This is a genomic window from Flagellimonas amoyensis (assembly GCF_003058265.1).
Classification (GTDB): Bacteria; Bacteroidota; Bacteroidia; order Flavobacteriales; family Flavobacteriaceae; genus Flagellimonas; species Flagellimonas amoyensis.
This window is the reverse complement of the sequence record NZ_QBUK01000003.1, coordinates 204,863-218,739: the sequence shown is the minus strand read 5'-3', so window position 1 is coordinate 218,739 and position 13,877 is coordinate 204,863. Positions and strand designations below refer to the sequence as shown.

At 43.6% G+C, this 13,877-nt stretch carries 16 protein-coding genes; 10 read left to right on the top strand and 6 right to left on the bottom strand.

From position 1 onward, the window contains the following. Positions 1–102 precede the first annotated feature (102 nt). The 5 genes from pepT to DB398_RS05665 all read left to right on the top strand — a co-directional run bounded on the left by pepT (position 103) and on the right by DB398_RS05665 (position 4,326). The gene (gene pepT, locus DB398_RS05685) at positions 103–1,332 is read left to right on the top strand and encodes a peptidase T (protein ID WP_108423434.1); all 1,230 of its coding nucleotides are present in this window, start codon (positions 103–105) and stop codon (positions 1,330–1,332) included. Between the two features lies 1 nt (position 1,333). Then, positions 1,334–1,924, top strand: a complete 591-nt coding sequence (locus DB398_RS05680; protein WP_108423433.1) for a YdeI/OmpD-associated family protein — start codon at positions 1,334–1,336, stop codon at positions 1,922–1,924. Positions 1,925–1,970: 46 nt separating this feature from the next. Then, on the top strand, positions 1,971–2,519 hold the full coding sequence (locus DB398_RS05675) for a DUF7010 family protein (RefSeq protein WP_108423432.1): 549 nt from the start codon (positions 1,971–1,973) through the stop codon (positions 2,517–2,519). A 199-nt stretch (positions 2,520–2,718) separates the two neighbouring features. Then, entirely contained in the window at positions 2,719–3,822 is a 1,104-nt protein-coding gene (locus DB398_RS05670; RefSeq protein ID WP_108423431.1) for a DUF262 domain-containing protein, read from the top strand. A 3-nt stretch (positions 3,823–3,825) separates the two neighbouring features. Then, a complete protein-coding gene (locus tag DB398_RS05665) occupies positions 3,826–4,326 on the top strand; it encodes an endoribonuclease (RefSeq protein ID WP_108423430.1) in 501 nt (166 codons plus the stop codon). Between the two features lie 16 nt (positions 4,327–4,342). On the opposite strand, the gene DB398_RS05660 is transcribed toward DB398_RS05665, so the two are convergent. The 4 genes from DB398_RS05660 to nusB form a co-directional block, all read right to left on the bottom strand. Then, entirely contained in the window at positions 4,343–5,692 is a 1,350-nt protein-coding gene (locus tag DB398_RS05660) for a Gfo/Idh/MocA family protein (RefSeq protein WP_108423429.1), read from the bottom strand. Between the two features lie 88 nt (positions 5,693–5,780). Beyond that, entirely contained in the window at positions 5,781–6,074 is a 294-nt protein-coding gene (gene yajC, locus DB398_RS05655) for a preprotein translocase subunit YajC (RefSeq protein WP_108423428.1), read from the bottom strand. A 13-nt stretch (positions 6,075–6,087) separates the two neighbouring features. Beyond that, positions 6,088–6,564: a DUF1573 domain-containing protein gene (locus tag DB398_RS05650; RefSeq protein WP_108423427.1), complete on the bottom strand. Its 477-nt coding sequence runs from the start codon at positions 6,562–6,564 to the stop codon at positions 6,088–6,090. A 38-nt stretch (positions 6,565–6,602) separates the two neighbouring features. After that, positions 6,603–7,550: a transcription antitermination factor NusB gene (gene nusB / locus DB398_RS05645; protein WP_108423426.1), complete on the bottom strand. Its 948-nt coding sequence runs from the start codon at positions 7,548–7,550 to the stop codon at positions 6,603–6,605. A 179-nt stretch (positions 7,551–7,729) separates the two neighbouring features. On the opposite strand from nusB, the gene DB398_RS05640 reads away from it, so the two are divergent. From DB398_RS05640 to DB398_RS05630, 3 genes are all read left to right on the top strand, one after another. Continuing rightward, positions 7,730–9,481 carry an ABC transporter ATP-binding protein gene (locus DB398_RS05640; protein WP_108423425.1) on the top strand — a complete coding sequence of 584 codons (1,752 nt, stop codon included), beginning with the start codon at positions 7,730–7,732 and terminating at the stop codon, positions 9,479–9,481. Positions 9,482–9,559: 78 nt separating this feature from the next. Continuing rightward, entirely contained in the window at positions 9,560–9,934 is a 375-nt protein-coding gene (locus DB398_RS05635; protein ID WP_108423424.1) for a PUR family DNA/RNA-binding protein, read from the top strand. 80 nt (positions 9,935–10,014) lie between these two features. Continuing rightward, positions 10,015–10,575, top strand: coding sequence for a thioredoxin family protein (locus tag DB398_RS05630; protein WP_108423423.1), 561 nt, complete (start codon positions 10,015–10,017; stop codon positions 10,573–10,575). Positions 10,576–10,602: 27 nt separating this feature from the next. Here the strand turns inward: DB398_RS05630 and DB398_RS05625 are convergent, their stop codons facing one another. Beyond that, positions 10,603–11,145: a YfiT family bacillithiol transferase gene (locus DB398_RS05625; protein ID WP_108423422.1), complete on the bottom strand. Its 543-nt coding sequence runs from the start codon at positions 11,143–11,145 to the stop codon at positions 10,603–10,605. A 233-nt stretch (positions 11,146–11,378) separates the two neighbouring features. Here DB398_RS05625 and DB398_RS05620 point away from each other — a divergent pair, with 233 nt between their 5' ends. Both DB398_RS05620 and DB398_RS05615 read left to right on the top strand, forming a co-directional pair. After that, complete coding sequence (locus DB398_RS05620; RefSeq protein WP_108423421.1) at positions 11,379–12,017, top strand: peroxiredoxin; 639 nt, start codon at positions 11,379–11,381, stop codon at positions 12,015–12,017. Between the two features lie 83 nt (positions 12,018–12,100). Then, a complete protein-coding gene (locus DB398_RS05615) occupies positions 12,101–12,295 on the top strand; it encodes a cold-shock protein (RefSeq protein ID WP_108423420.1) in 195 nt (64 codons plus the stop codon). Between the two features lie 434 nt (positions 12,296–12,729). On the opposite strand, the gene DB398_RS05610 is transcribed toward DB398_RS05615, so the two are convergent. Next, complete coding sequence (locus tag DB398_RS05610; protein ID WP_108423419.1) at positions 12,730–13,662, bottom strand: peptidylprolyl isomerase; 933 nt, start codon at positions 13,660–13,662, stop codon at positions 12,730–12,732. Positions 13,663–13,877: the final 215 nt, after the last annotated feature.

Below are 13,877 nucleotides of genomic sequence, written 5' to 3'. Positions count from 1 at the left end.
TTTCAATGGAAGCTGCTTTAAAGTTGGGGAAAGATACTTTTTTAAACCGTTTGTTTTTAATTTAACGCTCGAATATGCATTATTTTTGATGAAATCCCTGCTATGGAAAAACTACTGCCCCGTTTTCTGGACTATGTGACCACGGACACCCAAAGTGACCCTTACTCCAAAACCACCCCGAGCACCGAGAAACAATGGAACTTGGCCAAAAAACTGGTCATGGAACTGCATCAAATTGGCCTTCAAGAGGTCTCCATCGATGAAAATGCCTACATCATGGCCACTTTGCCCAGCAATGTGGACAAAAAGGTGCCGACCATTGGTTTTATCTCTCACATGGATACGTCGCCCGATTTTTCAGGTAAGAACGTAAAACCTCGGATCATTGAAAATTATGATGGCAAGGACATTGTGCTGAACAAGGTGAAAAACATTGTGCTTTCACCCGATTATTTTGAAGACCTATTGCAATATGAAGGTCAAACTTTGATCACCACCGATGGCACTACGCTTCTGGGTGCCGATGACAAGGCAGGTGTGGCCGAAATCGTCACGGCGATGGAATATTTGGTACAACATCCCGAAATCAAACATGGGAAAATCCGCATTGCCTTTACCCCGGATGAAGAAATTGGCAGGGGCGCACACAAGTTCGATGTGAAAAAATTTGGTGCCGATTGGGCCTACACCATGGATGGCAGCCAAATTGGGGAACTGGAATACGAAAACTTCAATGCGGCCAAGGCCAACCTCACCTTTACGGGCAAAAGTGTACATCCTGGCTATGCGAAGAACAAGATGGTGAACGCCATCGGCATTGCCAATGAGTTTTTGAGTCTCCTCCCCCCAAGGGAAGTTCCGGAACACACCACAGGCATGGAAGGCTTTTTCCATGTGCACAAGATCAAGGGGGAAATTGAAAAAGCCGAAATTGAACTGATTGTCCGCGACCATGATGCCGTTCATTTTGAAGCCCGGAAGGAATTATTGAAGGAAGTAGTGGACAAGCTCAACCAAAAACATGGGGATTATGCCAGTTTGGTCATTGAGGAGCAATATCGAAATATGCGCGAAAAGGTGGAACCCGTTTTCCATATCGTGGAGATTGCCGAAGAAGCCATGAAATCTTTGGGCATTGAACCCATCATTAAACCCATTCGGGGTGGCACGGATGGTTCTCAATTGAGTTTTATGAGCCTGCCCTGCCCCAATATCTTTGCGGGCGGACATAATTTCCACGGAAAATATGAGTATATTCCTTTGGAAAGCATGCAAAAAGCAGTGGAGGTCATTGTGAAAATCTGTGAACTCACTGCCCGTCAAATCAAGTAAGATGGAAAGATCGGAAAAACTAGAAGCCTTTTATGAAAAGGAACATCCCTTTAAAGACGGAATTGCGCTTTTGCGCGAGCTGGCCCTCCAAACCGATTGCAAGGAGGATTTTAAATGGAGTTTTCCGGTGTATACCGTAAACGGCAAAAACGTTTTTGGCATCAGTAAATTCAAAGGCTATTTTGGAATCTGGTTTTTTAATGGGGCCTTAATGAACGACCCGAAAAAAGTACTGGAAAATGCCCAGGAAGGGAAGACCAAGGGCATGCGGCACTGGAAGTTCTTTTCTTTGGATGAGGTAGATAAAAAGGGTGTAACAGCCTACATGCAAGAGGCCATTCAAAATCAAAAAAAGGGAATTGAACTAGCGCCTGCCAAGCCCACAAAAGCCGCAGTTCCAGACCTTCTCCAAACCAAATTGGCCGAAAACGCACGTTTAAAAAGTGCTTTTGAATCCTTTGCTCCCTATAAACAGAAAGAGTTCTGCGAGTACATTGCGGAAGCCAAACAAGAAGCCACCAAATTGCGCAGACTAGATAAAATCCTACCTTTGATCGAAAAAGGAGTGGGATTGAATGATGGATATCGATGATCTGCCCTAGAGCCATTTTAAATTCTAATTGAAAAAACAAAAATCTATGGAACCCATCAAAAGAACCCTCGAAGAACAACGCTTGGAGTTTAAAAATGGAAAGTTTCTGGCCACCCCATTGGCAGGACTGATAGCATGGACAATAGTTGGAGTTTCTGGCCTACTATTTCCCGACCTCACAACGGTCTGGGTACTGTTCATTGCAACGGGCTCCATTGCGTATTTGGGCATGTTCATTTCCAAATATACGGGAGAGGACTTCCTCGATAAACAGAAACCAAAAAATGAGTTTGACACCCTCTTCTTTTACACGGTAGGGCAAGCGGTCTTGGTCTATTCCATTGCGATTCCATTTTTCCTTGAGGATTACACCTCCCTGCCACTAACAGTAGGTATTCTGTCCGGGTTGATGTGGTTGCCCCTTTCGTGGATAATCAGCCATTGGGTCGGAATGTTCCATGCATTGGCTAGGACTGTTTTGGTACTTGTGCTATGGTATTTGTTTCCTGAGCAACGATTTATCACCATTCCCTTTGCGATTGTTTTGATCTACATCCTTACACTAATTATTCTAAAGGACAGAAAGAGAATATAATTTAGTTACAATTAAGATTTATTTTCAAAAAAGGTAGCCCACCTAATTATTATGTAATCAGTTTATTACTACCTTACTCGCTAAACCAGTTTTCACTTATAAACTAATAATCAAAGTTCAATACTTATATAAAATTGTTCGATGGGAATAAAAAAGATAGTTAATTTAAACGTTGATTATAATTAAAATAACTGGAATCATGACTAATAAACTTTTTGAATTGGATGAGCAGTTAGAAAAATTGGAGAATGAGCAACTGGAAACAGATGATTTTAGTGAAGCTCCACCTGAAGACATAGTTGCATTTAACGAACTTCGGTCTTGTGCTGACCTTCTAAGAATGCACAAAGAAGGACAATTAGATATACAACCGGACTTTCAAAGAGAAATTGTTTGGTCTCCAACAATGCAGACAAGGTTAGTTGATTCATTGGTCAAACAATTACCAATACCTAGTTTATGCATAAGTTTAGATTACAAAACTCAAAAAAGGTTTGTAATTGATGGCCTTCAAAGAATTGCAAGCACAGTAAAATTTCTTGACACAGAGCCCACTAATGAATGGAAACTTTCTAAGCTAGATGATATTGACGCAAGAATATCAGGAAAAACTAATCTATCTATTAAAAGTAAATATCCAGATTTGTTCAATAAAGTTGAGAACACAGTAATACCAATAACTGTTCTTCGCTGTAATTATTCAAAGAAAAGCCACATGGAGTATTTATTTACAATATTTCATCGTTTAAATACAGGTGGTGCAAAATTATCGAATCAAGAAATCAGAAACTGTATCTATAATGGAGTGTTCAACACATTACTGAAAGAATTGGTTGAGCATCCTAATTTTTTAAACTTATTTGACTTGGAATCTGACAAAAAAGATCGCTTTGCCAGTGAGGAATTGGTTCTTAGGTTTCTTTCTTTTACTTACAATAGAACAAATTATAAAGGTCAATTGTCTAGATTTTTAAATGATTTCATGGATGATTACCAGCATACAAGCACAGAAAATATTGAAAAATTTAGAGAATTGTTCACTAGGACAATTGACTTAATCTATATAAAGGTTTTAAACAAAAACCCTATACCTAAGCTAAGTAAAGCTACTACAGAGGCAATTTTTGTAGGAGTAGCCAATAATCTACAGAATCTAGAGCATGAATCAAGTGAAGATTTAAACATGCGATACTTGAACTTAAGGCAAGATGATTTATTCTCTGTTGAAAGTTTGAAAGAAGGTTTAGCTCAAAAAGATAAGGTTTTGAATAGACTCAATAAAGCGATTGAAATTTTTGGTTAAACAATGGTCGCCAAGTCATATATTAAGTCTACCCTTGCAGAGTTAGATAAACTCTACAACTCTGCTTCAAGTCAAAAAAAAGCAATCTATTTTTCAAAACTTGCTTTGATTGAGTTATGTGGCTGGATTGAAGAATCTCTTGATGACATAATTATTCGACATGCAAATAGAAAACTACAAAACCCTGACAATAAAAAATATTGTGAAGAATCTATAGTCAAACCAAATTATGGATTTGAATATAAAAAAAACATCCGCCCAATGTTAATAAGTTTGATTGGTTTAATCGAAGCAGAAAGAATAGAAAGGGAGCTTGAAAAAACTGGGCAAATTACTTTACTAAAAAGTTATTTGGGAAATATCAAAGATTCTAGAAATAATGCTGCCCACACACACTTGAAAGGTGTAACAAGAAGATATAATGCTCCTTCTAGGACTATCGGTGACTTCAATAGAATTAGTTTAATCATAGACAAAATTGACACCGAACTTAGAAAGAGATAATCAACACCAAATCAGTTTACCCCATCTTCGGGAACTTCCAACCGTTATGGTATTCGTTCATCAATAGGGCATCAGCTTTCGGATTATTGAACTTTTTGTTTTCCGCATCCCAGAACAGGCGTTCCCCCGTTTTGTAGGCCACATTGCCCAAATGGCTCACCACCGCGGCATCGTACCCCACTTTTATAGGTGCTTTTAAGATAGAGGCGTCCCTAGTTTTTACAGCTTCCAAGAAATTCTTGGTATGCAGTCCCAAACCTTGGCCAATACCTTTTTGCAAGGGAACCGGCTCTACTTTTGGACCCAGATCTTTGCTCCAATGTGGACGGTCGTGTTCAGGAATCACCTCCCAACCGCCTCGGTCCAGCACCAAGGTTCCGTTGTTCCCGATAAAGGCCACACCATGGTTTCGGCCGTAATTGCCACCGTCAATGCCCGTAGCGTGTTCCCAAAGCAGGGAAAAATCACCAAAATCGTATATGGTCTGTAAGGTGTCCGGTGTTTCGGCGGCGTCACCTGGGTAGGCGAACTTGCCCCCCATGGCCATCACCGATTTGGGATCGGAGGCCTTCATGCCAAAAAGGGCATAATCGATCATATGGACGCCCCAATCGGTCATCAAACCGCCTGCATAGTCCCAAAACCACCTGAAATTAAAATGGAACCTGTTTTCATTGAAAGGTCTGCTTTGTGCAGGCCCCAACCACATGGCATAATCCACACCGGAAGGCACGGAACTGTTGGGCAACACGGGAACGGATTGCATCCATCCTTGGTAGGCCCATGCCTTCACCAAACGTATCTGTCCCAATTTTCCGGAATGCACATAGCTGATGGCATCCACAAAATGGGGTTCACTTCGTTGCCATTGTCCAATTTGCACCATTCGGTCGCTGGAGTTCACTTTGGCCAACATGGCCTCGCTTTCGGCCACTGAATTGGCAATGGGCTTCTCACAATACACATCCTTTCCTGCATCAATGGCATCCGTTAGTTGCAAGCAATGCCAATGGTCGGGTGTTCCGATGATGACAATGTCGATATCCTTGTCCTCAAGCATTTTTCGGTAATCGGTATACCATTTTGGTTTTTTGATGCCTCCCTTTTCCAGGTCGTCCGTTTTTTCACGCAGTACATTTTCATCCACATCGCACAGGGCCACGACTTCCACTTCGCTGTTCTGCAACAGGGAACTCAAATCGGAAAACCCCATGCCCTTACAGCCAATGAGCCCTACTTGTATCTTATCGTTCGGACTGACGGTCCTTCGGATGGATGCCAATAGTTCCATCGGAAACAGAAACGAAGTGCCCAATCCGGCCATACCCAATGTGCTTCTTTTTACAAATTGTCTGCGTGTACCCATTTTTAAATTTTTGGATAAGGTACAAAAAAAACATCCCTCGAAAATGAAATTTTCGAGGGATGTTATGGGTATAAGATGCGTCTTTCGACTATGCTTTACTTTCTGGAGTCGAGTTCAACTTCTTGCTCATTTCCATGGAAATGGCAGATCGGTCAAACTTTAGGCGGCCGGCCATCGTCTCGATAACACAGGAGAAATCCTTGTCGTTCAATTCCACGATCTTGCCGTGAAGCCCACTTTTGGTGATGATCTTATCGCCTTTTTTCAGCTCCGTGGTAAATTTTTTCTCATCCTTCTGACGTTTGATCTGTGGGCGGATCATAAAAAAATAGGCCACACCAAAAATCAATATCAGAGGCAAAAACTGTTGTAAGTTTTCCATTCAGGTATGTTACTTATTTCACAGGACCGGCGGGTACTGCGTTCTTAGGATTAACAAATGCTTTGATCCTCAAGATCTCCGAACCCTTGGCCGTGTTGGCCGTAACCGTAATGGTCTTGGTCACTTGGTTCTGTCCAGATCCATTGAACTTCACCAAAAGCTCTCCTGTTTCCCCTGGGGCAATAGGTTCTTTTGGCGGATCGGGCACGGTACATCCGCAGCTGCTCTTGGCATCTGTGATGATCAAAGGGGCATTACCTGTGTTGGTGAACTTGAAGATGGTTTCTTGTGGAGTTCCTTGTTCAATGGTTCCGAAATCATGTTCTGCCTTTTCAAAGGTCATTACCGGAACCAATTTTTGTGCCTCATCCCTAGAAGTGGCATTCTCAACATTGTCCGCAACTATTTTGTTAGAGGCCTTGTCCTTGCAGGAAACACCCACTAGGGCCATAGCGAAGACCAAGCTAAAAAGTGTTGTTATTCTTTTCATGATAAAAATTTGTTTTCCCAAAAATAATCAATTATTGTTTATTGTAGCCCTCTTCCGATTTTTTGCAACCTGCCCTCTGTTTTGTATTCCTTGGCAAGTTTGTCCAGAACCCCGTTTATGAAGATGCTGCTCTTGGGCGTCGAATATTCCTTGGCAATCTCCAAATACTCGTTCAAGGTCACTTTTTCTGGAATGGAGGGGAAATTCAATAGCTCACAAATGGCCATTTTCAGAATGATGGAGTCAATTTCCGCGATCCGGTCATTGTCCCAATTCGGGGTTTTGCCCTCTATTTCCTTTTCCCACTTGGCATCGTTGAGCAAGGTCTTGGTCAACAGGTCGTTGGCATAGTCCATGTCCTGTGCGTCCTTGAGCAGGGCGGGCAAAAAGAACTTGTCTCCCGAATTTTCGGTGGCCTTCTTCAATCGTTTTACCAAATAGGTGTTCACAATGGGGAAATCATCGACCCAAGTGAGTTTATCGTCCTCGAAGTATTCGTAGATCTTTTCGTTGGGGGCCACGATTTCACGGAACAATTGGATGACCACGTCTCGGTCGTTCTCATAACTGTCCTTCGCGTTGGTCATGTACTCCTTGTAAATAGTACTGGCCACAATTTCCTTGTAGAGGATTTTGATGTACTCCTCGTTCAGGTACCAATTGTTCAGTTTTCTTCTGGAAAGTTCGTTCTTTAGCGACTCATTGTTCACGATTTGGAGCAACAAGCGGTTCTTTGTGAATTTTTCGGGATTTGGATAGTTGTCCTCTTCCGTGGCCACATACTTTTTGGATGCATGTCCCACGTGTTTTTCGGCCATTCGGTGCAGTTCGGCCAAGAGGCTCAAGATGAGGAGGTAGAGCACATACATGTTCTCTATGCTCATTCTCAGGAATTTTTCCTGCTTCACCAAGGAATCGTCCTTGGACTGGATCAGTGCATAGATACACTGCATCACTTTTACTCTGATATGCCTTCTGGTGAGCATTTGTAAAGAACTTTTAAAGTCGTTGATTGGCTTTCACGCCACAAAAGTAACCTTATATTTTTATCTTACCTACCAAAGTTGCTTTCTTATCAGTTTTATAACATTTTGTTTGTGTGCTATGCCATATATTTGCTTGATTGTCCCGATGCATTGACAATCAAAAACCGTCTTTCCCTTTTATGAAGGAGCTAAAACACCTTAACAAATACTTTAAAAAATACTGGTTCAAATTGCTGATCGGGGTGCTGATCACCATCATAGCCCGTATTTTTTCCCTGATCATGCCCTCCTATGTGAACAAGTCCATCCAGGCTGTTGAGGAGTTTATGACCGAGACCATTTCCCTTTCCGACGCTAAGGGTATGCTATTGCAATACATCTTGATCATTGTGGGAGCGGCCCTGCTCTCTGCCCTTTTCACTTTTTTGATGCGGCAAACCATCATCAATGTATCGCGCTATATCGAATACGACCTAAAGAACGAGGTCTTTGACCATTACCAATCGCTCAGTCTCAATTTCTACAAAAAAAATAGGATAGGCGACCTGATGAACCGCATCAGCGAGGACATCAACCAAGTGCGGATGTATGCCGGACCTGCGATCATGTATGGCATCCAGACGCTCACCCTTTTTGTTTGTCTTGTGCCATTGATGTTCATAAAAGCGCCCACCTTGGCAGCCTATACCCTATTGCCCCTACCCATCTTGTCGGTTTTGATCTATCAGATCAGCAAGGTGATCCACAAGCGCAGCACCAAGGTGCAGGAATTCCTGTCCACATTGTCCACGTTTACCCAAGAATCCTTTTCTGGGATTTCGGTGATCAAGGCCTATAGCATAGAGCCCCGTATCAATGCAGAGCTTAGGGAACTGGCCAATCAAGGTAAGGACACCAGTATGTCCCTTGCCAAAGTGAACGCCTGGTTCTTCCCATTGATGATCTTGTTGATCGGGATCAGCAACATCTTCGTGGTTTACATTGGTGGCAGACAATACATCAACGGCGACATTGAATCCATTGGGGTCATTGCGGAATTCATCCTGTACGTGAACATGCTCACCTGGCCCGTCGCCATCGTGGGATGGCTCACCTCCATCATCCAAACGGCAGAGGCCTCCCAAAAGCGGATCAACGAATTTTTGAAGCAGGAACCTTCCATCAAGAACGAGGTGCTGCAACCCACGATTGTCCATGGGGATATCGAGTTCAAGAACGTGACCTTCACCTATGAGGATACCGACATAACCGCGCTCAAGGACATTTCCTTCAAAGTAAAGGCCGGGCAGACCGTGGCCATTCTGGGCAAGACCGGTTCGGGAAAATCCACCATTTTGGATTTGGTGGCCCGACTGTACGATGTCACTTCGGGCGAAGTATTGGTCGATGGGGTGCCCGTACAGAAACTCAACCTGAACAGCCTGCGCAATTCCATCGGTGCCGTTCCGCAAGATGCCTTTCTTTTCTCGGACACCATTGAGAACAACATACGCTTTGGCGATGAAAATGCTTCCCATGATGAAATAGTGGCCGTTGCCAAAAAAGCAGTGGTGCACAAAAACATTGAAGGATTTGCCAAAAAATATGACACCATCCTAGGCGAACGGGGCATTACCCTGAGCGGGGGACAGAAACAGCGGGTATCCATTGCCAGGGCATTGCTCAAGAAACCGCAGATCTATCTTTTTGACGATTGCCTCTCCGCCGTGGACACCGAGACCGAGGAAGAAATCCTGAACAACCTGAAAAAAGTATCGGAGAGCAAGACCACCCTTATTGTGAGCCATCGGGTATCTTCCGCAAAAAATGCCGATAAGATCATTGTGCTGGACAATGGCAAAATAATTCAAGAAGGCAGCCACCAAGAGCTGAACAATGTGGATGGCTACTATAAGGAACTCTATCTCAACCAACTTTCGGGCAAAGAATGATAAAAAACTTGCTGAATTAGCATTTTTTTTACATTTTTGGTAGTGTAATTCAACATTGTTCTAAATACACTATACCATATGGGCGAGAAAGATATAATGGATCAGGAAGAGATTTATTCAAAAGTTTTAAGGGCTGGAAGAAGAACTTACTTTTTTGACGTGAGGAGCACCAAGGCAGGTGATTATTACCTGACCATCACCGAAAGCAAAAAGTTCACCCATGACGACGGTTCCTTCCATTACAAGAAACACAAAATCTATCTCTACAAGGAAGACTTTACTGCCTTCAAGGAGATCATGGATGAGATGATGGATTACATCATCGATGAAAAGGGACAGGAAGTGATATCCGAACGCCACCAGAAGGATTTCAAGAAAGAAGAAGAGACCACGGTAAGCGAAAACGGGAGCACTACCGAAAGTTTTACCGATGTGGATTTCGACGACATCTAGGATTTACCCATAAAAAAACCGAAAACGGCCTGCCATTCCGCAGGCCGTTTTTTATTTTTATACCTCAAAAAGCAACACACATGGCGAGGACACCCAGCAATATGCTCCCATTGGGGACCAAGGCACCTAATTTTGACCTTTTGGACACCGTTTCGGAGAAAACCATATCCCTCAAAAACGCCAGTGGGGAAAAGGGCACGGTGATCATGTTCATCTGCAACCATTGTCCCTTTGTCATCCATGTGAACCCCAAAATCTCCGAACTCGCCCGGGAGTATCAGGCCAAGGGAGTCAGTTTTATCGCCATTTCCAGCAATGATGTGGACAATTTTCCACAAGATGCCCCACATTTGATGAAGGAGAAGGCAAGGGAGGAAGGATACACCTTTCCGTACCTGTATGATGAGACCCAAGAAGTGGCAAGGGCCTACGATGCGGCCTGCACCCCTGACTTCTATCTTTTTGATGCCGATTTGGAATTGGCCTATCGCGGACAATTGGACGATTCAAGGCCCGGAAATGGTATTCCCTTGACCGGAAATGACCTGAAGGCAGCCATGGATGCCCTTTTGGCAGGAAAAGCGATCCCGTCCGATCAAAAACCCAGTCTGGGTTGTAACATCAAATGGAAACAAGCCTAGCTTGACCCCAATTTCTTTTGTGCCAATCTACCAGCCCTCCCGTTGTACCAAATTGGCGATATGCGCAAAATGATGGTTGCTGTGCCAAGCATAGCGACCTATGTTCACTTCCAATGTGGATTCCACATTTCCATCAGGATGGATGAAGGTCTTCTTGAGATCCGCTTGGGAAAGCCCTTTTAACAGATAGACCAGTTTGGCATGGGCCGCTTTTAAATGGTCCAAGGACATTTGAATGGGTGCCGTTCTGGAATCGAAAAGTTCTGCCCAACCTTTTTCATCATACGGTTTTATGACAGGATTGCTTTCTGTAAGTGCCCATTTGAACCGAATGTAACTGTTCTGATGGCTGTCGGATATGTGGTGCACCAATTGCCTCACGGTCCACCCACCGGGCCGGTACGGGGTTTCCAATTGATCATCGGAAAGTGGGTTGACCAAATCCTGTAAGCGTTGGGGCAAATGTTCCAGTACACTGATCCATTCGTCCAATTGTTCCTTTGTGATGTTCGAAGGGGCCTCAAACTTTCCTATGGGGTAACGGAGTTGTTCCAGTTGATTGTTTTCCATAAATTTAAATTTACGAACATTGGGTCGCAAAAAGAAGTGGTACATTTCCAAAGGGGCATAAAATTTTAGTTCTCGATACGATTTTTATTCCGAAAAATCACTCGAACTGACAGATTCAATCAAAATGCACAAGAGGCAATTTTAATACACTTTTAACTGAAATTAAATGAAGTCATTGATTTATCTACTAAATTTGTAGGGTATTCATTTATCAACTTTAAAACAAGATATATATGGCAACTCTTAGACTGGGCGATACCGCTCCCGACTTTACTGCAGAGACCTCCGAAGGAACCCTTAATTTTTATGAATATCTAGGCGATGGTTGGGGCATTTTGTTCTCGCACCCTGCTGATTTCACTCCCGTTTGCACCACCGAATTGGGCACTGCGGCCAAATTTAAGGATGAGTTTGAGAAAAGGAACGTGAAGATGATGGCCCTGAGTGTAGATGGTGCCGCTTCCCATAAGGAATGGATCAAGGACATCAACGAGACGCAGCACACGACCGTGAACTTTCCCATCATAGCGGATGAGGACAGAAAGGTTTCCGACCTGTACGATATGATCCACCCCAATGCCAACGATACCCTTACCGTTCGCTCGGTGTTCATCATCGCACCGGACAAGAAGGTGAAACTGACACTCACCTACCCTGCATCCACAGGGCGTAATTTCTATGAACTGCTCCGAGTGGTGGACTCCCTGCAACTTACGGCAAACCATAAAGTGGCCACTCCCGCCAATTGGGAACATGGACAAAAAGTAGTAGTGAGCCCAGCCATACCCACCGAAGAGGCCAAGACAATTTTCATCAAAGGTGTGGAAGAAGTGAAGCCCTATTTGCGGTTGACTCCGGACCCTACAGCTTGATTTTCAAGAAATTTTCGAAAAATCCTAATTATCAATAAATTAAATGTACCTTTGTTCCTCATTTAATTTTTTTAACATTTATTATGAGTAAAGGAACAGTAAAATTCTTCAACGATTCTAAAGGCTATGGCTTTATCACTGAAGATGGTTCAAAAACAGATCACTTTGTACACGTTTCAGGTTTAATCGATGAAATCAGAGAAGGTGACGTTGTGGAATTCGAACTACAACAAGGTAAAAAAGGATTGAACGCCGTTAACGTACAAGTTATAGATTAAGGTACCAGCACACTTTTTTATAGATCAGGCCCGGACAATTGTCCGGGTTTTTTATTTTTCTCCACTTTTTACGCAACCATTCCACCCCCCCACTATCTAAAGGTTGAGATTGACATAGTTCCCCACAACCATTAAACCCATGAATGCATGAACACTTTTTTTGGAGTACTGTCTTTTCTATTGGTCGTAAATGCGCTTTTGCTTGTGCTCAGCGTGAACGGATCAAAAAAATGATTTTAAAGGTTTTGGGCAATAGGTAGGGTATTTTCCCGTTCAACTGTTATGCAGTAAACACCATAACCATGAATACATTTTTTAGCATTTTGCTTCTTTTGCTTGCCTTCAACCTTTGTCTGCTTTTGGTAAGCGTGAACCGTACCAAATAAAAAAGCTCCCTTTCGGAAGCTTTTTTTTTATTGTCAATGGCGCAAAGATTATTTCACCGCCATCAATTCCACATCAAAGATAAGGGTGGCATCTGGAGGAATCACCCCACCGGCGCCGGCACTACCGTAGGCCAAATGTGATGGAATCACAAAACGGCCCTTGTCCCCTACGCTCAATAAAGCAATACCTTCTTCCCAACCAGCAATCACCTGGCCAATGCCCAAGGTAAAATCGATGGGCTGTTTTCTTTTGTAGGAAGAATCGAATACTTGTCCGTTGGAGAGGCTGCCCTCATAGTGCACGGAAACAATTTTCCCGTTTTCCGCTTTGGGACCATTTCCTTTCTGTACGATTTTGTACCGAAGTCCGCTATTGGTCTTCTCAAAGCCAGCGGCCAATTTTTCCATTTCGGCCTCTGCCTTGGCCTTGGCCTCGGCCATACGTTTTTCCCTGGCGCCCTCGAACACTCTAAAGGCTTCGATGGCGTTCCAGTTCTGGGCCTCATCGCCCACACGGACAATTTCCAGACTTTCTATCTGGTCGCCCTGGGCAATGGCATCCACCACTTCCTGACCATGCTCCACAAAACCGAATACGGTGTGCTTATTGTCCAACCAAGGGGTTGGGCCGTGGGTGATGAAGAACTGACTCCCATTGGTGCCCGGTCCTGCATTGGCCATGGAAAGTACGCCTGGACCGTTGTGGGTAAGTTCGGGATGGAACTCATCATCGAACTTATAACCGGGGTCGCCCGTACCTGTGCCCAGCGGGCATCCGCCCTGTATCATAAAATCGGCTATGACGCGGTGGAACTTCAATCCGTCGTAATAGGGCTTGCCTTGGGGCTTGGCCGCATTTTCCATATTGCCCTCGGCGAGTGCAACAAAGTTGCCTACCGTTCCCGGCGTCTTGTCGTGGGTGAGTTTCACCAATATTTCCCCTTTGGGGGTATTGAACTTTGCATAGATTCCGTCTTGCATGTCTTTTTTATTAGATGATTAATCAATTTCAGTGCCCGGAGTTTTTCCAAGGCTGCAAAGATACAGGTTTATAGCCAAGGGAAAAAGAGCCGATAAGAGGGTAAAGGGTCAAGATGTAGTGGATGATATAACCGAAAACCTTGGCCACCATGCCAATCAAACCTGGCATTACACCTTTTCAGGTGTTTCCTCTAGTTTTTCTGTATGCAAATAGA

What these genes read in the sequence shown, in the direction of transcription:
- pepT (WP_108423434.1), top strand. Translation starts at nt 103, where the DNA reads ATGGAAAAACTACTGCCCCGTTTTCTGGACTATGTGACCACGGACACC.
- DB398_RS05680 (WP_108423433.1), top strand. Translation starts at nt 1,334, where the DNA reads ATGGAAAGATCGGAAAAACTAGAAGCCTTTTATGAAAAGGAACATCCC.
- DB398_RS05675 (WP_108423432.1), top strand. Translation starts at nt 1,971, where the DNA reads ATGGAACCCATCAAAAGAACCCTCGAAGAACAACGCTTGGAGTTTAAA.
- DB398_RS05670 (WP_108423431.1), top strand. Translation starts at nt 2,719, where the DNA reads ATGACTAATAAACTTTTTGAATTGGATGAGCAGTTAGAAAAATTGGAG.
- DB398_RS05665 (WP_108423430.1), top strand. Translation starts at nt 3,826, where the DNA reads ATGGTCGCCAAGTCATATATTAAGTCTACCCTTGCAGAGTTAGATAAA.
- DB398_RS05660 (WP_108423429.1), bottom strand. Translation starts at nt 5,692, where the DNA reads ATGGGTACACGCAGACAATTTGTAAAAAGAAGCACATTGGGTATGGCC.
- yajC (WP_108423428.1), bottom strand. Translation starts at nt 6,074, where the DNA reads ATGGAAAACTTACAACAGTTTTTGCCTCTGATATTGATTTTTGGTGTG.
- DB398_RS05650 (WP_108423427.1), bottom strand. Translation starts at nt 6,564, where the DNA reads ATGAAAAGAATAACAACACTTTTTAGCTTGGTCTTCGCTATGGCCCTA.
- nusB (WP_108423426.1), bottom strand. Translation starts at nt 7,550, where the DNA reads ATGCTCACCAGAAGGCATATCAGAGTAAAAGTGATGCAGTGTATCTAT.
- DB398_RS05640 (WP_108423425.1), top strand. Translation starts at nt 7,730, where the DNA reads ATGAAGGAGCTAAAACACCTTAACAAATACTTTAAAAAATACTGGTTC.
- DB398_RS05635 (WP_108423424.1), top strand. Translation starts at nt 9,560, where the DNA reads ATGGGCGAGAAAGATATAATGGATCAGGAAGAGATTTATTCAAAAGTT.
- DB398_RS05630 (WP_108423423.1), top strand. Translation starts at nt 10,015, where the DNA reads ATGGCGAGGACACCCAGCAATATGCTCCCATTGGGGACCAAGGCACCT.
- DB398_RS05625 (WP_108423422.1), bottom strand. Translation starts at nt 11,145, where the DNA reads ATGGAAAACAATCAACTGGAACAACTCCGTTACCCCATAGGAAAGTTT.
- DB398_RS05620 (WP_108423421.1), top strand. Translation starts at nt 11,379, where the DNA reads ATGGCAACTCTTAGACTGGGCGATACCGCTCCCGACTTTACTGCAGAG.
- DB398_RS05615 (WP_108423420.1), top strand. Translation starts at nt 12,101, where the DNA reads ATGAGTAAAGGAACAGTAAAATTCTTCAACGATTCTAAAGGCTATGGC.
- DB398_RS05610 (WP_108423419.1), bottom strand. Translation starts at nt 13,662, where the DNA reads ATGCAAGACGGAATCTATGCAAAGTTCAATACCCCCAAAGGGGAAATA.